Source organism: Bradyrhizobium sp. 63_E2_N1_3 (genome assembly GCF_052076005.1).
GTDB classification, from domain to species: Bacteria; Pseudomonadota; Alphaproteobacteria; order Rhizobiales; family Xanthobacteraceae; genus Bradyrhizobium; species Bradyrhizobium barranii.
In genome coordinates, this window is the sequence record NZ_CP197235.1 from 6,177,022 (window position 1) to 6,197,431 (window position 20,410).

Here is a 20,410-nt window from a genome sequence, read left to right on the forward strand (position 1 = left end):
ACGAGTTGGTCGTCGGATTTGATATTTCCAAATGGTCCACCGCTGGCAGAGCAACGCCACAACAGCCACGACCGGACCCTCTCTCCAGGAGAGCTCCGCTCAAGAGATTTTCGTCTTTGGGCCGTTTCGTCTGGACGCTTCGCAGAGACGGATCGAGAAGGATGGCAATCCGGTCCAACTGTCGGCTCGCGCATTTGACCTGCTGCTGACACTGATCCGGCATGCGGGCGAAGTCGTCAGCAAGGGCGATCTGATAGCCAGGACATGGCCAGGCTCCAGCGTCGATGACAACAGCCTGCGCGTCCATATCGCAGCACTCCGCAAGGCGCTCGGGGACGGCAATGCCGGCGCCAAATATCTGAGCACGGTCTCGGGACAGGGTTATTGTTTCGTCGGTTCGGCCGCGACACCGGAGCAGAATCAACCTGCACCGACCAAGCCTGTTCGCGCGCACAACCTGCCGGCACATCCCTGGCAGATGGTGGGCCGCGAGCAAACCATCCAGGATATATCGGAAAGGCTCAAAGCCCAGCGTTTCATCACGGTCGTCGGCCCGGGCGGCATCGGCAAGACGACGGTCGCTGTTTCCGCGGGCCACGCCCTTCTCGCGGAATTCGCCGGCCAGGTTCACTTCGTCAGTCTCGGCGAGACCCGCGATGCCGCTCTGGTGCCGGCCATTGCAGCATCTTCGCTCGGACTGCGGGCGCGATCGGACGATCCCTCAAACAGTCTTGTTGCATTCCTGCGCGACCGGCGGATGCTGCTCATTCTGGATTGCTGCGAGCATGTCGTCGACGCCGCGGCGGCGCTGGCCGAACGGCTCTACCAGGAGGCACCGCAGCTGCACATCATGGCCACGAGCCGGGAGCTGCTGCGGGTCGAAGGCGAGCACACATATCGCCTCTCGCCTCTGACAAGCCCGCCGGAAAACGCCGTTCTGACGGCCGAGAGCGCGATTGCCTACCCCTCCGTAAAGCTCTTCGTGGAACGCGCGGCCGCAGCTGGAGGTGGGTTCGGATTGACGGATGCGAACGCGTCGGACGTCGGCAACGTCTGCCGTCGGCTCAATGGCATCCCGCTCGCGATCGAGCTCACCGCCGGCCATGTGACCGCCTACGGCGTCAAGGCCATGGTCCAACTCCTCGACAAGCACTTCAATCTGCTGTGGGAAGGACGACGCACGGCGCTGCCCCGGCACCGCACGCTTCGCGCAACCATCGAGTGGAGCTACGATCTTCTATCCGGGCCCGAACGGGTGGTTCTCAGCCAGCTATCCGTGTTCGTCGGCAGCTTCACCGCCGATGCGGCCCGAGCGATCGCCGGCAGCGATGCGACCAGCGACGACACGACCATGGCTGCGCTCGACAACCTCGTGGCCAAGTCGATGCTTGCCCCGAACCAGGACTCGCAATCGATTCGCTACAGGCTCGCGGACGCGACGCGGGCCTACGCGCAGGAGAAGCTCGCCGCCAGCACCGACGCCGAGATCGTGCCGCTACGCCACGCCTCCTACTTTCGAGATTTGCTTGAAGAGACGGCCGACGAGCCGAATGAAGGCCTGTCGTCGATGGCCGATCAATTCGGCGACATACGCAGCGCGCTGGCGTGGTGCTTCTCGGATCGAGGCGACCGCAGAACCGGCGTCGGCCTCGCTGCCGCAGCGATCCCCCTGTTCTTCAAGCTGTCGCTCTTCACCGAATGCCAGCTCTGGGTCACGCGCGCAATCGAAGCGCTTCGTGAGACGGGCGGAAGTGTCAGGCACGACCTCGCACTTCATGCCGCGCTGGCGTCGGCGCGGATGCTGACGGGACAAATCGACGAATTGGGCGTCGGCTATCTCGACAGAGCGGTCCGGTTGGCGGAGACAATTGGCGATGTCGCCGGCCAAATCCGCCTGATTGGCCGACTGCATCTGCTCCAATTGCTGGTCGGCAATTTTGACGATGCGCTGGCCACCGCTAAGCGCGGCGAAGCGATTGCCCTCGCCAGCAACGATTCCGTCGGAGTGGCGCGCATGCGCATGTTGCTCGGAACGTCGTGCCACTATCTGGGCGAGGTTGCCGCGTCTCGCTCGTACGTCGAAGCGGCGCTGTCCCATCCGGGACTGGAAGGCGACTCCCGTGGCGGCCTGACGTCCGATTACCCGAAGCGTCCTCAAATCACCCTCGCCCGCATCTTGTGGCTCGAGGGACATCCCGATCAGGCCACGGCGACGGCGCGCCAAGCCATCTCCGATGTGATCGCCATCAACCATCCGACCATATTGTGCATAGCGCTGCCCTGGGCATTCGGTGTTTTCCTTTGGAACGGGGATGTGGGCGTGTGCGAAGAGCACATTGACAGGCTCCTCGTGGAGACCCGCAAGCATAATCTCGCCACCCTCCAGACGGTCGGCGACGCCATGAAAGGGATTGCGCTGTTGGCGCGCGGCGAGAGTGATATCGGGCTGGCCATGCTGAACGCCTCCGTCAAGAAGCTGCAGAGCCAGCGCTACGGCGCGGCGGCCGGACTTTGCGTGCCGCTCGCGGAAGCTCTGGCGGCGACAGGTCGTGGAGATGAAGCACTCGACATCCTCGATCAGGCGATTGCCCGGGGCCGGCGTCGCAACTTCATGGTGGAGATGCCGGACATGTTGCGGGCAAGGGCAGAAGTGCTGATCCGCAAGGACAATCCCGACTTCCTGGAGGCGGAGCGGAGCCTGGCGCAGTCACTTGACCTTGCCCGACATCAGGGGGCGCTCGGTTTTGAGTTGCGCACGGCAATCGGTCTTGCAGGGCTATTGCAGCGGCGGGGCCGCCGCAGTGAAGCGCAAGACGTGCTCGCGCCCATCTATGGACGATTCACCGAGGGGTTCAATACGCCCGTCCTGAAAGCGGCCAGCGAATTGCTGGCCGAATTGGCGTCTCCGCCTTCGGGCTCGCTCGCCGCGAGTTGATGGCTCCGCAACGGGCGCGCCTGGGAGTGCGCGAATCCGCAGCGACATCAGGCGTGATCGCAACTCCTGTGGGTCAGGTCGTGCGGCTGGCGGCGATGCCGTGCAATCCGGATAGAAGCGCGCGGCGTGGAAAGACCGCGTCGAGGGGCCGGCGCATTCTTGGTCCGGCAATAGGACTTCGAAGCCAACGTTCTGGAGCACGGGGGATGCGGCGCTCGCCGAGGCCGCACCTGCGTCCGATGACATGTATCGGACGCCGCCCCCGGGGCATCCTGTAGTACCGCGCGTCAGCCCTATGAGGTCGAAAACTCCGTCATCATCGCTCTCGCGAGCCTGAGATCCGCGGTCTCGAAACCTTCGGTGAATTTGCCGTACACAAAAGCCAGGATTTGGTGCGCATCGGCGGGACGGCCCTGACTCGTCCTCAACCGTGCCAGGCTGATGGCCGCCCTCAGCTCCCAGAACAGCGCACCTTGGCCGCGCGCCACTTCGAACGCCTTGTCGAAGCACTGCTCGGCAGCGATAGCCGAGCGACGCTCGCCGGGATGCCGGAGCAACTCGCCCTTGATGCGCCAGAGCTCGGCCGCGTACCACCGCTCATCCCTCGCCTCGCAGCGCGCGAGCGCCTCATCCGCTGTCGCAAGCCCCAGCGATACTTCGCCGACCTCTCCGAGACATGCCGCCAGTTCGCCGAGAGGAAGCAGGAAGCGCGGCAGGAAACGCGCCTCGCCCGCAAGCTCGAGCGCCTTGCGCAGCAACGTCAGTCCGGCGGCGACATCGCCACGCCGCGCCATGACCATGCCCCTGAAGGCGCGCGCCCATACGTTCCATAGACGGATCGGATGACGTTCGGTGTGCTCGAGCAGCATGGTGCAATAGCCTTCCGCAGCATCGAGATCGCCGGCCAGGAAAGCAATCGGACAGGCGCCCTGGCCAAGCACGCTGCAGAAGGTCAGAGCATGACCACTCGCTCGGCCCTCCTCGACATTGCGCTCGACGACGCTCAGTGCCTGATCCGCCAACCCGAGAAGCCACAGGATGCGCGCCTGGAAATAGCGTGCCGAGGCACGCAGGTCGAACCTGAAACGGATCACCTGCGGCTTCGCCGCCAGATCGGAAAGGCGAGACAAGGTCCGCCCAATGTGATGATGCGCCAACCGCTGGTCACCGAGGTAGTGCAGCGTGGTGGCAAGCAGCCGATCGCCCATCATCCGGTCGACCGAATTTTGGGAATCGGCCACGATATCCGCGAAGCGGTGCGCGAATTCCAACGCCTTGCGGAACTCGCCGTTGTTGAATTGATCGATGCACAGCCCCCAAAGCGCGCGCAGGAGATAGTCGCTGTCGCCGAGCTGCTCGGCCAGCTGCAGGGTCGCCGCCCAAGCCGGACCGGCCTCTCGGGCCCTGCCAACGCCGTACATCAGTGACCAGCCAAGCGCGGCCGATAATTGCATGCGGAGCCGCAAAGCGCCCGCGGCGCTGCCGTCGAGGCTGGCCAACGCCAGTTCGGTCCGCTCGCGGCACTCGGCGAGGAGCGACAATTGTACCCATAACGGGACGGCCCCTGCGGTCAGCGCCACTCCGATCTGCGCATCTCCGTCGGGCGAGAAAGCCCAATCGAGGCTGGATCTTACGTTGTCGATGTGCTGGCCATAGAAGCCGAGCCACTCCGCCTGCGGCTTCACTTCGCTGTCAGCTTCCGCATTCGCAAAGAACCCGCCATAGTATCCGGCCTGGCGGCGCGCGACGCCGGGAAATTCGCCGCTGGCGTGAAGCTTTTCCAGCGCATAGGCGCGCGTGGTGTCCAGCAGGCGATAGTACGGGCGCTCGCCGCGAATATCCGCAAGGACGAGCGACTTTGCCACCAGGTTGGCAAGCTCCGCGGTGACGTCGCCCATCCCTTCGCTCGCGACCGCGATCACGGCATCGAGCAGAAACTCTCCGGCAAACACGCCGAGCCGCCGCAGGACCCGCGCCTCGGCGTCCGGCAGTAGATCGTAGCTCCAGTCGAGCGTCGCACGAAGCGTTTGCTGCCTGGGCAACGCAGTACGCCGGCCGGTCGTCAGAAATTTGAACCTATCGTCGAGAAGTGCCGCGATCTTCGGCGGACTGAGCATCACGGCGCGTGCCGCCGCGAACTCGATCGCGAGCGGAATGCCATCCAGCCGGCGGCAGATGGCTGCGACGGCATCGAGGTTCTCTTCGTCGAGCGCGAAGCTGGAGCCCAGCGCTTTCGCTCTGGTCGTGAACAATTCTACCGCCGTGTAGGCCGATGCGGCGTCAGACCCGAGCCGGACTTCGGGCGGCACCCCCAGGGGCGGAACGCGATAGACATGTTCGCCGTCAATGCGCAGCGCTTCGCGACTTGTCGCCAGGACGATCGTTCCGGAACACTGGCTGACGATCGTCTCGGCCAGTTGGGCCACGGTATCAACGACGTGCTCGCAATTGTCGAGAATGAGCAACAACTGCCTGGCGCCAATCGCGCGCGCTATGGAGCCCGGGGTGATCTCCTCCCCTTCGAGCTTGATACCGAGCGTGCTGGCGACGGCCGAGCACACGAGCTTGGGATCGGGCAGCGAGGCCAATTCGACCAGCAACCGGTCGGCCGCAAAACCGGCTGGCGGCGTCCTGGCAGCTTGTAGTGCAAGGGCCGTCTTGCCGATCCCGCCAGGCCCGACGAGGCTCACGACGCGATAAGCCGACAGAAGCTCCCACAAACGCGCGACCGCGGTGGTGCGGCCGATGAGAACGAATGATGCATTGGGAATGTTGGTCGACGGCAGTGGCTGGGGTGCGGCAGATTGTAGCGGGGCATCCATCTGCCGGGTCCGCCATGAACCCAGCAGGCGATAGCCCCGGCCGACCGTTGTCGCCAGCATGTCACGATCCGAACCAAAGGCCTTCCGGATCGCCGCGATATGGACCCGAAGTGCACTCTCCTCGACGAAGACGCCGCGCCAGACACGCTCTGTCAGGTCATTCTTGGTGACCAGCCCGCCTTCGGCCTGAGCCAATTCCGCAAGAATCTCAAAGGCACGACCGCCCAGAGGAACGGACTCTCCCATCGAGCGCAGTTCGCGTCTGGCAAGATCGATCTCCCATTCAGCGCAAGCGTAGACGGGGCGCTGGTTTGGCTCGGCCATCATCGGCATAGCCCCAGGCGGTTGTTTGATCTTGCGCCCAGCGTATCACCAACGCTTTCAAAATACACAATCTGTCCGGCGACCAAGGCCGCCAGACACTCGCCGCAAATATCGCAATGCTCGCACGTCAGCAGCCGCGACAGATGGATCCTTCCAGCATCTTCTCGACCCGTGCGTCCTCCTTGTCGATGGTCGCATCCGAGCCGAGCAGCGGTCCCTTCGTCGGATGACCAACCCCCTCCGATGACGGGAGCGCGGTGCCGAGCGAGTTCGTTCCCGGCGCAGCAGCGCTGGTACCGAGCGCGCCGCCGCTCTCCATCGACATGTGAGATCCCATGCCGCCGCGGGCAGATGCAACGCCCGAGAGCGCAAGGCTGGCAACGACGCAGAGAAACCAGAGCAGTCTCATGGCTCACACTCCTCATGTTGTATGACCTGCACCTTGAACTGGGCGTCGCACACGATTCGACCATGCACGATCGCGCGAGCAACTATGACAATTGTGACAGAGTTCGGCTTCGAAGACGCATCAGACCTTCGTAACCGCGCGCTCTGCCTGATATTCCCGTCATCTTCTCGCAAGAGTGATGCACAGCAATCGGGGTTTTTTGGCCGGACTGCCTATATAGCCCGGTATAGAAAGCAATTCCGGAAACGCCATCAGCCGAGCAGCGATCATCGCCAAGCGACTCTCCGCACGTCACGAACAATGGAGATTCGCTATGAGTGCATTCAAAACCCTGATCGCCGCAGTGCTGCTCTCAACGGCAACGATATCATCCGCCTCCGCGGCTTGGTCCTTTGCCGATCAGGAGCCCGCCGCATTTGCATCAATGTATCCCAATCGCGACGTGCTGAATGGCGGCGCATTGACGCCGGCAGGGCGAATGGGTCTCGAGCGGTCCGGTGGCGCGGCTCCGGTGTTCGGAGCGGGCCACATCTACAACCGCCACGGGCATCGGTGAGCGGCGGCAACACGCAAAGGCAAATTGCCGCGTCACCATGCCTGTCTGTGACCTCGCTCGGAGTGCGACCGCGCCATGCGGCGCACCCCGCGGGTCCGGAGCCTCGATCGATATCATCGGCTCCGGACGTTTGTTCGCGACGACGGCGTAGAACGCTCCCCCAGATCGGGCGCCGGTGACGGGCCAATTCTACGCACACCATTGTAAAACTTCACAGTTCTTCAGCTTCTGTAATCCGGCTCGCGGCGGGTCCCGCGCTACACTCCGGCTATCGACTGTTGGACGAGCAGGCCCTCCATTGGCGCCATACCGCCGCCCGGCAGGCACGATGACCAGCAGCGCTATGGAGGCATCGCTTGATCACCGGTGGAAGTGGCCATTTGAGTCCGGACATTGCGAGGCGCCTGCGAAAACTAGCGGTCGTCACTGTCATATTTGCGGCCGGCGCAGCCAGCGCCTCTGCGCAACAGCGATACGATCCCGGTGCGAGCGACACCGAGATCAGGATCGGCAACATCATGCCCTATAGCGGCCCGGCATCGGCTTACGGCATCATCGGCAGGACGATGAGTGCGTATTTTCGCATGGTCAACGACAATGGCGGCATCAACGGCCGGACAGTCGAGTTCATCTCCTACGACGATGGCTACAATCCGTCCCGAGCGGTCGAGCAGGCACGGCGGCTCGTCGAGGCCGACGAAGTGCTCGCGATCTTCGCCCCCTTCGGCACCGCGAGCAACGCCGCCATTCAAAGGTACATGAATAATCGCCACGTGCCGCAATTGTTCGCCATTTCGGGAGCATCTCGCTGGGCTGATCCCGTCCACTTTCCGTGGACGATCGGCTGGCTACCGAGCTACCGAACCGAGGCACGCATCTACGCGGACTATGTCCTGACGCATTACCCTGGCGCCAGGATCGGCATCCTCTACCAGAACGACGACTTCGGACGCGATTATCTGGCTGGCCTGAAGGAGGTGCTGCAAGACAGGTACGCGCAAATGGTGGTTGCGAGCCTGCCATATGAAATCAGCGAGCCGACAATCGACTCGCAGATCGTGGCGATCAAGGCGGCCGCCCCCGACATTTTCATCAATGTCGCCACGCCAAAATTCGCGGCTCAGGCGATCAGGAAGCTCGCCGAGCTGGACTGGCATCCCGTCCACATCATGACGAACGTCTCGGTTTCGGTTGGCTCAGTGTTGAAGCTCGCAGGACTGGACAACGCGAAGGGAGTCCTGAGTGCCGGGTACCAGATGGACGTGACCGACCCGCAGTGGGACTCATACCCGGGCATGCAGCATTTTCGCGCGTTCATGGCGAAATACTATCCGGACGCAGATCGATCCGAAAGCGGCCCGCTGGTAGCATTCAATATGTCGAGCGCGCTCGTTGAGGTGCTTAGGCGCTGTGGCGACGATCTTACGCGCGAGAGGATCATGCAGGTGGCGACGAATCTCGACATCGAGGGGGCGGCCTATATTCCCGGCGTCCGGGTCAAGACATCGCCGACGGACTTTCGCCCGATCGAGCATCTCCAAATGATGCGTTTCACCGGCGAGAAGTGGGAATGGTTCGGTCCGCTCATGAATGGCCATTCGGACCAGATAACGCTTTCGCCCGACTAGCGAGCAATCGCTTTCGAGATGAAGCGCGGGCGCCGACTTCGTGCAAAGGCGAAAATGATCGTTCAATTGATACTGCTCATCCGACACATGCGTACACATGTCTGGCAGGCGAGCCGAGGCGTTCCCGGCGTCGCTTTGTCAAGGAGACGTGCAATGACTACACTGAAGCTCTTGTCGGCCGGACTGATGGTTTCGGCCATGATCGCCTCCCCCGCGATGGCTCGCGAAGGCAACAACCAGGCGCGCCGGACCAATGACGACGCCTATGCGTCGGTTCAGCGCGTTCCGGTGACGTCCAAGCGCAACTGTGTTCGCGCTCCCGACGTCGGTGCGTATGCGAGCGACCCCTGGCGTCGGCCTCCGTGCGAGCCCAAGTCGGGCTATTGAGCACGCCAACCGGAGCGCGCCCCCTTGCCGCAAGGCAATCGTCAGCGCGGACTTGAAGAGGTTCATCTCGGCGCTTCGGGGGCTTCCATCTCGCGGACGTGACTGGAGGAAGAATGGCGGCCCTATGAAGCCCCGTTCTTCCGACCGGCCATGTCTGAGACGCATTGATCCGTACCAACGCCGCGGCCCGGCATCTGCAGCGGATCCGAGAGCGATACCAGCTCCATCGCGGAATTCACCAACCTCGCCACTGCAGTCTCAGGCCCCGCGGGGGCGAGGCCTACTCGCTCGAGGCAAGGGCATCAAAGATCGAATCCAGCCGCAGCGGCATCTCGCCATCGACTCGGCGTGTCACCCGCGAAGCGCCTGAACGTCGTCGTGAAGTGGGCCTGGCTCTGAAAACCCACTGTGAGCGCGACCTCAACAATCGGCATCTCGCAGTCCCGCAGCAGATCCTTGGAACGCTGTATCCGGTGCCGCAAGATATATTCGTGAGGCCTGCAACCCGTCGCGGCGCGGAACTGGGCGGCGAAATGCATCCGGCTCAGGCCCGCGGCCGCGGCAAGATCCGCCAGCACGATTTTCTTGCGGAAGTGAGTCTCGATATAGTCGAGCACCCGCTTGAGCCGCCACTTCTGCAATCCGTGGACCGGCCTTTCAGAAGTGCATTGGCCGACGCGGGTTCGCTCGTCGAACCTCGGCTCCGCCTCGGACCGCAAGGCGAGGAGCCGGGCAATGACGGCAAATCGCAGGGCGTCGACGCAAAGGGCGCTATCGGTGGCCTTCAATCGCTCCATCGCGACGAGAGCTTCGGACAGGCGCTGAACTACCGGATCGTCGTCACAAATGGACGCCGTTGTCAGAGAGCTAGGTGCAGTCATGGCCGCGCGTTGCCACGGGATTTCGACGCGCAGCCAGCCGGTGTCGCGCGCCGGATTACACGGGGATATGCTGGAGCTGCGCCGTGGCTGCCCTTCGATCGCAATGACCAGACCAAGCCGCTCGAAGGCAATCGTCGTTGCGTCAAGGGGGGACAGATCGTCTCTGCGCGAAACGGTGGTAGGCGCGATGACCTTCGGAAGCGGCGCGATCGAGGCCATTGCGATGGCCGAGCGGAAATCTGTTTCGTCCGCGGTGACGGTCGCCTGGGTGTCGCCATGCTTCGGTTGTGGCGACAGTAATAATGGCTGAGACATGATCTTACACTGGCAAGGACAATCCAAACGATGATGCTCCATTCCGGCGAAGCGCATCGATCGCAGAGTAAGGTAGCAAGCTATGGCCCGATCGCGAGTGAAGAGGCGCAAAATCAGGAAACTTCAGGCTCTCCTTCGCCGACATGCCGACACCGTCGAAGCGATGCGTCGTGCCATCCTTTCAATCGAGATGCCGCGCGATATCCTGCAGCTCGCGATGTGAACAGGTGTCGCTTCGACCGCTCGATAACGAAGAGACCAAGCAGGCTGCCGAGCTTCTGAACCGTTGCGACGCGAAGTCCCCTGCCCCGTGTTGCTGTCGGGATGTGCTGCACGCTCCTTCCGGCCCGCTCTCCCATTTTGGCACTCCCATTCGTCCTCACGAATTCGTGTGCAAGCAACGAGCGTTTCGGACGCCTGCATCGAGCCATGGCGAACAGCCGACTACTGAGAAGGTCGCCTTGACACCCCAACGGCCTCCCCTGTAGGACACCTGGGCATACTGACGCTTTCAGAATCTTGCCAGGGGCGGTGATCTTTGGGGGTCACGTCACTCTCCTAGATTGCGGCAGTGAAGCTGATCCACGGACCCCCTTATGTCGCCTTCGCCCGCCGTACGAACCTACTCTTTCGGTAACTGGCTCATCGATTGCCAGCGGAGAGAGCTGAAGTGCGACAACATCACGGTCCCGATCGGAAGCCGCGCATTCGAGATTCTCGAGAAGCTGGCGGGTTGCGCCGGTCACCTGGTGACCAAGGATGATTTGATCGGAAGTGTCTGGTCAGGCCTGGCCGTCGAGGACAACACGCTACAAGTCCATATCTCCGCCGTCCGCAAGGCGCTGGGCAAAGATCGCGATCTCCTCAAGACGATCTCGGGCCGTGGATATACCCTCGCCGGGACCTGGCGAAGCGGGCATTTGGATCAGCCCGCAGCGACATCGGTATCCGTCCCGGCCATCGAATCCTTTTCGAACAACCTGCCGAACACGCGCGCTCCTCTTATCGGGCGCGAGGATTGCCTGAGCGAAATTGCCGAACTTATGTTCGCATATCGGGCCGTGACTTTGGTCGGCCCGGGAGGCATCGGGAAAACAAAGCTGGCCATCGAACTTGCGCGCCTGGTCGCATCCTCATTCGATGGTGCGGTGGCGCTGGTCGAGCTCGCGACCTTGCATGATCCGGCACTTGCGACATCGACCACCGCCCGTGCGCTCAAGCTTGCCTTGAGTGACAAGGAGGTTTCGGCCGCCTGCATCGCCCAGGCCATCGGGTCACGGCGTCTGCTTCTCATCCTGGACAATTGCGAGCATGTCATCGACGTCGCTGCACAGATCGCGAGTGCTGCACTTCGCTATTGTCCCAATGTCACTATTCTTTCGACCAGTCGGGAAGGCCTCCGCATCGATGGCGAATACGTCGCGGCCATCCCGCCGCTGTCGGTTCCGGACTCTGGTTTGCGTGATCCCGGTTTGCTATTGCAGGCAAGCGCCGTGCAGCTCTTCGTCGCTCGCACACAGTCGCTACGCGCGAACTTCTCTCCAGGCGCGGACGATCTGCTGAAAGTGGCTGCCATCTGTCGCCGGCTCGACGGAATTCCGCTCGCGCTGGAATTCGCCGCGGCTCAGACCGCGAATCTTGGGGTAGACACGGTCTTGCTTCGCCTGGACAGGCGAATGGAGTTGCTGAGCGGCGGCCGCAGGGACCAACTGCCACGGCACCAGACCCTGCGAGCGACGCTGGACTGGAGCTACGATCTGTTGTCGCCCGACGAGCAAAGGCTGTTGTGCTGGCTCGCGGTGTTTCCGGCAGGTTTCACACTCGATGCGGCCATTGCAATGATGGACGACGCGTTGTCCCGGTCGGACGTCATCGAAACACTGTTCAATCTGGTCGGAAAATCGCTGGTCGCGCTCGATCCCTCCTTCGAAGGGCGGTGGCGTCTGCTGGAGACCACCCGCGCCTATGCTCTGGAGAAGCTGGCAGAAGCAGGGCTCTGCGAGCAGGCCAGCAGACGGCATGCGGGCTTTCTCAGACAGCTCATCATGCCACTTGGCGATGCCTCCCCCGCCTCCGACGATCTCACTCGCCTTGCCCAGGAAATTGGAAACGTGCATGCGGCGCTCGACTGGGCCTTCGCACCCAGCGGCGATGCCGCGCTCGGCGTAGAGCTGACGGCCGGCTTTGTGCCGGTGTGGATGCAACTGCTGTCCTTCATGGAATGCTCGACCCGGATCGAGCACGCTCTCGCCCATCTTGACGGAGAGCTGACCTGCAATCCAAGGCTCAAGGCGCAGCTCTACGTCGCGCTGGGGTTCGCGCTTCTCAATACGACTGGCTCGGCGGATCGCATGAAAGCGGCCCTGAACATCGGCCTTGCGCTCGGCGAAGAGCTGTCCGATCTCGAGCTTCAGCTCAAGGCTGTTTGGACGCTGTGGAGCTATAATCTCAACTCGGGCCAATACGACGCGGCCAAGAGTGTCGGAGAGCGATATCTGGAGATCGCCCTTCGCACGGGAAACCCCGCCAACGAGACGGTCGGCCGCCGCCTGATCGGCGCCGCCACCCATTTTTACGGCGCGCAGGAGGAAGCTCGACGCGAACTGACCCTCTCCCTAGACCACTCGGCTCACGGATTGAAGGACGGCGCGAACCAGATGTGGTTCCTGCTCAACCAGAGCGTCCTGGCAAAAGCCATGTTAGCCCGCGTGCTGCTGCTCCAGGGAAAGATCGCCCAGAGCAGATCCCTGGCCGCGGAATGCCTCGAGGAGGCGCAGCGTGAGAAGGACAAGCTCGCGATCGCTTACGCGCTGCGGAACGCCGTGTGCCCCATTGCGCTGATGACGCATGATGTCGCCACTGCCGATCAGGCGATAGCGTCTCTCCTCGAGCTCGTCACGCGCGAGGGAATAGCTTTCTGGACGAGCTGGACGTCCTGCCTGAAGGGGCAGTTGCTCGTCCTGCAAGGCAGACATCACGATGGAATAGAGCTGCTGCGCAGCGGACTGAAAGCGCGGGCCGAGAACGGCTGGCTGATGCGCAATCCCGAATTTCTCGGATCGCTCGCCGAAGGACTGTTCGCGGTCGGCGAGAGTGCGCAGGCCCTGGCCGCCGTGGAAGATGCCCTGGCCATCTCCCGGCAAGGCCAGCAATTGTGGTGCCTTGCTGATCTGCTGCGGATCAAGGGCGAGATCCTGCTTGCCGATGGCTCGTCAGATCGGTCCCGCTCGGAAGTCCTGTTCTCCGAGGGCCTGTCCGTTGCCAGAGAGCAGCAATGCCGCTTCTACGAGCTGAAGGTCGCGGCAGCCTGGGCAAGGATCATGGCAGCGTCGGACCGCCAGCAGACCGCGCTTGATCTCGTCGGTCCGGTCAGCGCTTTGTTCGATCGGGAGGTCGATCTTCCCGCGCTCGCCTTTGCGCGCGGTCTCGCTGCAAGTCCGGGCATCTCGATTTCGACAGGCGGCGACGACCGGCCCCCGTCCTGCACCTGCCACTAGGTTGCTGATCTTTCGACCGGCACGACATGTCCTGCAGCGCTGGACCAGCCCTCACACTCAATCCTCCGGATCGCACCAGATGAGCATCTCTCGACGACAGGTCTTAGGCAGTGTTGGCGCGTCGGTGTTTTCGCCCGGCATCATCCGCGCCCAGGGCACGAGACCGATCAGGATCGGCGAGATCAACTCCTATAGCAGCGCGCCCGCGTTTACCCTGCCCTATCGTCGCGGCTGGCAGTTGGCGGTCGAACAGCTGAATGCGGGCGGGGGCCTGCTCGGGCGAGAGCTGCAGGTCATCAGCCGGGACGATGAAGGCAAGCCGAGCGTCGCGCTGCGTGCCGCCGAAGAACTGGTGCGACGGAATGACGTCGATCTTCTGGCAGGCGCATATCTGTCGAATGTCGGACTGGCTATCAGCGACTTCGCCCGGCAAAACCGGATCCTCTTCGTGGCGAGCGAACCGCTCACCGACGCCCTCGTTTGGGAGCAAGGACATCGATATTGTTACCGGCTCCGCCCCTCGACATACATGCTGGCAGCCATGCTGGTGGAGGAGGCAGCTCAATTGAAGGCGACGCGGTGGGCGACGATCGCCCCGAACTACGAATACGGCCAGTCGGCCGTAAGATGGTTCACGCAGCTTCTGAGCCGCCGTCGCCCCGACGTCGCGTTCATCAACAGTCAGTGGCCGCCGCTGGGTGCCATTGATGCCGGCGTGGTCGTCAACGCCCTCGCGCAGCAGAAGCCCGAAGCGATCCTCAACGTCACCTTCGGACCCGATCTCGCCAGATTTGTCCGGCAAGGCAATGATCGCGGCCTGTTCGAAGGGCGACACGTCGTGTCGTTCACGACCGGCGAACCCGAATACCTTCTTCCCCTCGGGCAGGACGCCCCGGAGGGATGGATCGTGACCGGCTATCCGGTGACCGAGGTCTTGGGTCACGCCAACAGCGCCTTCGTGTCGGCCTATTCCGCGCGATATGGCGAGGCTCCCACGATGGGATCCGTGGTCGGTCACGCCTTGATCAGCTCCATCGCGGCGCCGATCGCAAAGCTCGGGAAATTCGATACCGAGGCGATGGCCGACGGCTTTGGCAACGTCGGCTTCGAAACGCCGTTCGGCCCGGCGATTTGGCGTTCCATCGACCATCAGAGCACGATGGGGACCTTCGTCGGCCGCACCACTGTACGGGCCAACAAGGGCGTGATGGTGGACTGGAAGTACCGGGACGGTGGAACGATGCTGCCGCCCGACGCCGAAGTTTTGAAGCTACGACCGGCAACGTGAAGCGCCGGTGCGGCCAAGGCTATGCTAGCCGAAGTGTCGTCCCCCGTTCCCCACGCGGTGCGACGAGAGTCCTGTAGCGGCGTCGCCTCAGCATCCCGGCGGCAAGATCGGCGACACTCCCGGCGTTGGCGCCGCGCCTGAGGCGTTGGCCGGCAACACGGTCGCAGGCGCTGCGAGGTTCATCGAGACTCCTTCCGCGCAGGCCGTGCTGTTCGGGCTCGGCATGACGGCGGCATTCGGATCGATGCCGGTGCCGCCGGCGGCGCTGGTGTCCGCCAGGATCGTGCCGGGCGCGAGACTGGACGGCACTTGCGGGATCGAGAGCGGCAGGGACGCAGCGCTTGTCGCGAGCCCTCCCGGCGTCGAGCTGCATGCGACCGTCGTCCCCGTTCCCGCCGGTGCCGCTGCGGGAATCGTTCCGATGGAGCTGCCGGTTTGCCCTGTGACCGGCAATAGCGGAGCGCCGATGCCTGACGCTGACGCGCCGATGCTCGATACGATCGGGGTCGCCGGCACCGGCATCGGGGACGTCGATGGCGTGGCGCAGACGACGACCGTACCCGGCGTCGTCGGATCCGAGGCGAGCGGAACAGGCGCGAGCGTCGTGTCGGGAACGCCAGGCTCGGTTGTTGCGGAAAACGGACCCGGACTATTGAGCGGCGAGGTCACGATCGCACCCGGTACGGTTGGAAGGCCCATCGCCGTGGTGCCCATCGTTGAGACCTGCGCCTCACTCGAAGAACAGCCCAACAGCAAGGCGATCGTTGTTGCGAGCACGATCCGGATCATCTCTATGCTCCTAACTGACCTCGACCTTGCGAATGGTGACCTTGCTGCCCTCCGCCAGGTTCACCGCCGGATTGAGCACGACCTGGTCGCCGGGCTGGAGGCCCTCGCGCACTTCAATTGTGGTGCCCAAGTCCCGCGCGATCGAGACGTGCTGCAGATGAACGGTGCCATTCCGCACGACCGCGACATGAAGACCGTTCTGATCGAAGACGAGCGCATCGGACGAGACGGTCATCGACGGCGTCTTGCGCGGGATCGACAGCTCGACCGTGCAGTAGATACCGGGACTCAAGGCACCGTCCGGATTGGGCACGTCGATCTCGGTCAGCAGAGTTCGGCTTCCCGGCTGCAATGCGCTTGCGATGCGCGTGACTTTCCCCGGAAACGTCCGCCCCGGGATCTCGGGGACGCGAATATCCGCGTCGACGCCCGGCCCGACTCCGAAGGCCTCGTCCTGCGGCACGAAGACCTGGGTTCGGATCACGTTGGAATGCATCAGCGTGAACATGAAGGTCGACCCTGCCTGCACCAGGCTGCCATTGTCCACGTTGCGCTGTGTGATGACGCCGTCGAACGGCGCCACCACGCGCTGATAGGCCTTCTCCTGCTGGAGCACCCGAATCTGGGCTTCCTGCGCTGTGATGTTCGACTGGGCGACACCGACGGCCGCCTGCTGTGCACGCAGGGTGAGACGATCGTTGTCGCCCTGCTGTGCCGTCAGCCAGCCTTGCTTGACCAGATTGCTGTCGCGCGCATTGGTGACGTCGGCGAGCTCCCGGCTCGCTTGCGCCTGCTGCAAGGCGGCCTGGTTTTGGGCCAACGTCGCCTGGGCCTGGGCGATCTGCTGGTCGAGCTCCGGAGCGGTGATTGCCGCGAGAAGATCGCCTTTCTTGACCCGATCGCCGATATCCACGTAGCGCTTTTCGATATAGCCACTGGTCCGCGCGAAGATATTGGCTGCCTCGAACGCGGTCGTCGTCGCCGGCAAGGTAACCTTCATCAGGTCGCCGCTGGGCCGGACCACCGCCACCCGCACCTCCGGAATGGCGGTTCTCACCTGCTCCGCCACTGCAGCGACCTCACGCGCCGCCTGATAGTGCCGCCAGCCGCCAATGCCGAGACCGCCCGCGAGCAGCAGCAGCATCCCTCCTCCGAGCAGCGCGCCGCCGTAACGGCGTCCGGATGGCGCGGCCTTGCCGGGGAGCTCGACGATGCGGCGGCTCTCCGCATCGGGCGGGTCCCTCGCCTCGTCGTCATTGGTCCGCACACGAACGTCGCTCATTCCGGTTGCTCCTCGAATACGCCGTGGTGAGGCTTGCCATCGTTACCTTTGCGCAGCATGGCAAAGAGGTACGGCACGATCAGCAATGTCGTCGGGGTCGCGAACAGAAGTCCGCCGATCACCGCGCGCGCGAGCGCGGCGTTCTGCTCCTCGCCCGGACCTCCGAGCGCCATCGGGATCATGCCCACGATCATCGCGGCAGCAGTCATCAGGACCGGACGGATCCTGGTGCGGCCCGCGCTCAGCGCCGCCTGGAACGCGGAATGTCCCTTCAATTGCTCATCACGCGCGAACGTCACGAGCAGGATCGAATTCGCGGAGGCGACGCCGACCGCCATGATCGCCCCCATCAGCGAAGGCACGTTCAGTGTCGTTCCGGTGATGAACAGCATCGTCAAGATGCCGCACAAGGTCGCCGGCAGCGCCATGATGACGACGAAGGGATCGCCGAAGTTCTGGTAGTTCACGACCATCAGCAGGTAGACCAGGATGGCGGCAAACAGCAGGCCGATTCCGAGATTGCGGAACGACTGATTCATGCTCTGGATCTGTCCCAGGACCTGGATCGAATTACCCGGCTGGAGCTGCTTCTGGAGTGTGGACGTGACCTTGTTGATATCGGCCGCGACGCCGCCGAGATCGCGACCCTGGACGCTCGCATAGACGTCAAACACCGGCTGGACGTTTGCCTGGTTCGAATTGGTGGGGACACTCCCCCGCTTGAACGTCGCGACATTGCTGAGGAGGCCGGGCACCGTCTGCCCGCTCGCGGCAAGCGAGGCCGACACCGGCGTGTTTCCCAGTGCGTTCAGCGAATTGGCCCTGTATTCGGGTGTCTGCACGGCCAGATAATACGGGATGCCCGACGTCGGATCGGTCCAGAAGTTCGGCGAGACCTGAGCCGACGAACTGAGGCTGACATTGATATTGGTCGCCACCGTGCTCGCGTTGAGCCCGAGCTGCGCGGCCCGCGTGCGGTCGATGTCGGCATAGAACGCCGGAGCATCGACTTCCTGCTGCAGATGCGCATCGACGACACCGGGGATCGCCGCGAGGCTCTTCTGCAGCTCCTTGGCCACGGCCAGATTGTTGGCGCCGTAGCCAACCGTGCGGACATCGATCTGCGCCGGAAGACCGAAGTTCAGGATCTGCGTCACGATGTCGGCCGCCTGGAAATAGAACGTGTCCTCCGGGAATGCCGCCGGCAGCACCTGGCGCAGTTTCCTGACGTAGTCCGCGGTCGGCTTGTGTCCGTCCTTGAGCGACACGAGAATGGTGCCGTCGTTCACACCGATCGTCGAGCCGTCGGTGAATGCGAGATTGTAGGGACGCGCCGGAAGCCCGATATTGTCGACGATCAGCGCCCGGTCCCGCTCCGGAATCACCTGGCGGATTTTGTCTTCGACCGCCTGAAAGATCGCTTCCGTCTTCTCGATGCGGGTGCCCGCGGGCGCGCGAACGTGGAGCTGGATCTGGCCGCCGTCGATCAGGGGATAGAAGTCCCTACCGACATAGACGAACATGATGGCCCCAAGAGCAAGCACCAGCACCGCGACGACCGGCACGACAACGCGACGCCGAAGCAACGTTAACAGCAAATCGGAATAGCCGTTGCGCAGGCGTTCGAATCCGCGGTCGAACATCGCCGAGGCGCGGCCGAAGATGCCCGACGGGCTTCCGCCCTCGCCATGGCGCCGTTCGCCCTTCAGCAGCAGGCCGATGGTGATCGGCGTCAGCGTTCGCGACAACGCATATGACGCCAACATCGCGAACACCACCGCCAGACCCAGCGGGGTGAAGAGGTATTTGGCCGGCCCTTCCAGAAAGACAACCGAGGTGAACACACAGCTGATGGCGAGCGTGGAGACGAGCGTCGGCACCGCGATTTCAGCCGCCCCGTGCAGCGTCGCATCAGGCAACGGCATGCCTTCCTCGGTCCAGAGCCGGTGCGTGTTCTCGATCGTCACCGTGGAATCGTCGACCAGGATACCGACCGCGAGTGCAAGCCCGCCGAGCGTCATCGTGTTCAAGGTCTCGCCGAGACAATACAGCACGACCAGCGAAGACAGCATCGCCAGCGGGATCGAGATCAAGACGACCAGTGTCGATCGCCACGATCCCAGAAACAGCAGGATCATCAGTGCCGTGAGGCCGGCCGCGATCGCGCCCTCGCGCAGCACGCCATCGACCGAATGGGTGACGAAGACCGACTGATCGAACAGCTCGTTGATCTTCAGCCCTGCAGGAGCCGACGCGCGAATCGAACTCAAGGCCTTCTTCACCCCGTTGACGACAGCGAGCGTCGAGGCATTTCCGTTCTTGATCACGCTGAGCAGGACGGCGCGATGACCGTCCTCGCGCACGATGTTCTGCTGGACCTGGGAGCCGTCCCGGACCTGGGCAACGTCCTTCAGGAAGATCGTGGCCCCGTTCACGAACTTGACCGGGATCATGTTGAGATCCTTGATCGAGGCTGGCGTGGCGTTGGTTCGAACGGTGTACTGGGTGTCGCCGATTTTCGTCGTCCCGGTGGGCAGCGTCAGATTTTGGGTGTTCACCGCATTGACGATGTCGAGCGGCGTCAATCCGCGCGACAGGAGCTTGTTCGGATCGATGTCGACCATGATCTGGCGGTACTTGCCGCCGGCAGGCGTGGGCAGCGTCACGCCCGGAACAGGCGCCAATTGCTGCCGGATACGGTAGATGCCGAAATCGTATAATTGCTGCTCGTTCAGACTATTGGACTCGAGGCTGAGCTGCAGCACCGGCACGCTCGATGCATTGAACTGCACGATGATTGGCGGCTGAATGCCCGGCGGCATCAGAGCGCGGATGGCGTTGGTTGCCGAGACGATCTGCGAGATTGCGAGGTCGAGATTCACGTCCGGCTGGAAGTAGATCTTCTGAACCGACAGGCCGTTGAGAGTTTGCGCCTCGATGTTCTTGATGCCGCTGACATTGGCGCTGATCGAATACTGGCTGTAGGTGCTGACGCGCTGCTCCATCTCGGGCGTCGACAGGCCGGTGTAGCTCCACACCACCGTGACGACGGGAATGCGGATCTCCGGAAAAATGTCCGTCGGCATCGACCAGATCGCGATGCCGCCGAGAAACAGGATCAACGCCGCAAGCACATAGAACGTGTGCGGAAACCGTAGCGCGAAGCGAACAATTCCCATGGTGGTTCTGCCTGAAGCAAGTTGCGCGGGATCATTGAACAGATGAGGACGGGAGAGCATCCGTTCAAATGAAAACGAATTCAGATGCTCCGCGGCAGGACAGACATCATTCGTACCG

The 20,410-nt window shown here is 63.0% G+C and carries 12 protein-coding genes; 6 read left to right on the forward strand and 6 right to left on the reverse strand.

Annotation, left to right across the window (positions count from 1 at the left end; genetic code table 11):
- Positions 1-31: 31 nt before the first annotated feature.
- A complete protein-coding gene (locus AB7531_RS29725; protein ID WP_084795223.1) occupies positions 32-2,935 on the forward strand; it encodes an ATP-binding protein in 2,904 nt (967 codons plus the stop codon).
- A 293-nt stretch (positions 2,936-3,228) separates the two neighbouring features.
- Here the strand turns inward: AB7531_RS29725 and AB7531_RS29730 are convergent, their stop codons facing one another.
- On the reverse strand, positions 3,229-6,084 hold the full coding sequence (locus AB7531_RS29730) for an ATP-binding protein (RefSeq protein ID WP_231144512.1): 2,856 nt from the start codon (positions 6,082-6,084) through the stop codon (positions 3,229-3,231).
- A gap of 124 nt (positions 6,085-6,208) precedes the next feature.
- Positions 6,209-6,490, reverse strand: coding sequence for a hypothetical protein (locus tag AB7531_RS29735; protein WP_028153535.1), 282 nt, complete (start codon positions 6,488-6,490; stop codon positions 6,209-6,211).
- A 313-nt stretch (positions 6,491-6,803) separates the two neighbouring features.
- On the opposite strand from AB7531_RS29735, the gene AB7531_RS29740 reads away from it, so the two are divergent.
- The 3 genes from AB7531_RS29740 (at position 6,804) to AB7531_RS29750 (ending at position 9,061) form a co-directional block, all read left to right on the forward strand.
- Positions 6,804-7,046 carry a hypothetical protein gene (locus AB7531_RS29740; protein WP_063984300.1) on the forward strand — a complete coding sequence of 81 codons (243 nt, stop codon included), beginning with the start codon at positions 6,804-6,806 and terminating at the stop codon, positions 7,044-7,046.
- Positions 7,047-7,426: 380 nt separating this feature from the next.
- Positions 7,427-8,674, forward strand: a complete 1,248-nt coding sequence (locus tag AB7531_RS29745) for an ABC transporter substrate-binding protein (RefSeq protein WP_225004968.1) — start codon at positions 7,427-7,429, stop codon at positions 8,672-8,674.
- Between the two features lie 153 nt (positions 8,675-8,827).
- Positions 8,828-9,061 (forward strand): hypothetical protein, encoded by a 234-nt coding sequence (locus AB7531_RS29750; protein ID WP_063984302.1) that lies wholly within the window; start codon positions 8,828-8,830, stop codon positions 9,059-9,061.
- A 302-nt stretch (positions 9,062-9,363) separates the two neighbouring features.
- Here the strand turns inward: AB7531_RS29750 and AB7531_RS29755 are convergent, their stop codons facing one another.
- On the reverse strand, positions 9,364-10,257 hold the full coding sequence (locus AB7531_RS29755) for a helix-turn-helix transcriptional regulator (protein WP_231144511.1): 894 nt from the start codon (positions 10,255-10,257) through the stop codon (positions 9,364-9,366).
- A gap of 596 nt (positions 10,258-10,853) precedes the next feature.
- On the opposite strand from AB7531_RS29755, the gene AB7531_RS29760 reads away from it, so the two are divergent.
- Together AB7531_RS29760 and AB7531_RS29765 are read left to right on the forward strand one after the other, a co-directional pair.
- Positions 10,854-13,754, forward strand: coding sequence for a winged helix-turn-helix domain-containing protein (locus AB7531_RS29760; RefSeq protein ID WP_441280207.1), 2,901 nt, complete (start codon positions 10,854-10,856; stop codon positions 13,752-13,754).
- A gap of 79 nt (positions 13,755-13,833) precedes the next feature.
- Positions 13,834-15,042 carry an ABC transporter substrate-binding protein gene (locus AB7531_RS29765; protein WP_208089359.1) on the forward strand — a complete coding sequence of 403 codons (1,209 nt, stop codon included), beginning with the start codon at positions 13,834-13,836 and terminating at the stop codon, positions 15,040-15,042.
- Between the two features lie 87 nt (positions 15,043-15,129).
- Here the strand turns inward: AB7531_RS29765 and AB7531_RS29770 are convergent, their stop codons facing one another.
- From AB7531_RS29770 to AB7531_RS29780, 3 genes are read right to left on the reverse strand one after another with little or no spacing between them, the layout of a single operon-like run.
- Positions 15,130-15,831 carry a hypothetical protein gene (locus AB7531_RS29770; RefSeq protein WP_063984306.1) on the reverse strand — a complete coding sequence of 234 codons (702 nt, stop codon included), beginning with the start codon at positions 15,829-15,831 and terminating at the stop codon, positions 15,130-15,132.
- 10 nt (positions 15,832-15,841) lie between these two features.
- The gene (locus AB7531_RS29775) at positions 15,842-17,113 is read right to left on the reverse strand and encodes an efflux RND transporter periplasmic adaptor subunit (RefSeq protein ID WP_063984307.1); all 1,272 of its coding nucleotides are present in this window, start codon (positions 17,111-17,113) and stop codon (positions 15,842-15,844) included.
- On the reverse strand, positions 17,110-20,292 hold the full coding sequence (locus AB7531_RS29780; RefSeq protein WP_441280208.1) for an efflux RND transporter permease subunit: 3,183 nt from the start codon (positions 20,290-20,292) through the stop codon (positions 17,110-17,112). Before AB7531_RS29780 ends, AB7531_RS29775 begins: the two co-directional genes overlap by 4 nt.
- Positions 20,293-20,410: the final 118 nt, after the last annotated feature.

Bases quoted from the DNA above. Each gene is read 5' to 3' on its own strand.
- AB7531_RS29725 (WP_084795223.1), top strand. From the start codon at position 32: ATGGTCCACCGCTGGCAGAGCAACGCCACAACAGCCACGACCGGACCC.
- AB7531_RS29730 (WP_231144512.1), bottom strand. From the start codon at position 6,084: ATGATGGCCGAGCCAAACCAGCGCCCCGTCTACGCTTGCGCTGAATGG.
- AB7531_RS29735 (WP_028153535.1), bottom strand. From the start codon at position 6,490: ATGAGACTGCTCTGGTTTCTCTGCGTCGTTGCCAGCCTTGCGCTCTCG.
- AB7531_RS29740 (WP_063984300.1), top strand. From the start codon at position 6,804: ATGAGTGCATTCAAAACCCTGATCGCCGCAGTGCTGCTCTCAACGGCA.
- AB7531_RS29750 (WP_063984302.1), top strand. From the start codon at position 8,828: ATGACTACACTGAAGCTCTTGTCGGCCGGACTGATGGTTTCGGCCATG.
- AB7531_RS29755 (WP_231144511.1), bottom strand. From the start codon at position 10,257: ATGTCTCAGCCATTATTACTGTCGCCACAACCGAAGCATGGCGACACC.
- AB7531_RS29760 (WP_441280207.1), top strand. From the start codon at position 10,854: ATGTCGCCTTCGCCCGCCGTACGAACCTACTCTTTCGGTAACTGGCTC.
- AB7531_RS29765 (WP_208089359.1), top strand. From the start codon at position 13,834: ATGAGCATCTCTCGACGACAGGTCTTAGGCAGTGTTGGCGCGTCGGTG.
- AB7531_RS29770 (WP_063984306.1), bottom strand. From the start codon at position 15,831: ATGATCCGGATCGTGCTCGCAACAACGATCGCCTTGCTGTTGGGCTGT.
- AB7531_RS29775 (WP_063984307.1), bottom strand. From the start codon at position 17,113: ATGAGCGACGTTCGTGTGCGGACCAATGACGACGAGGCGAGGGACCCG.
- AB7531_RS29780 (WP_441280208.1), bottom strand. From the start codon at position 20,292: ATGGGAATTGTTCGCTTCGCGCTACGGTTTCCGCACACGTTCTATGTG.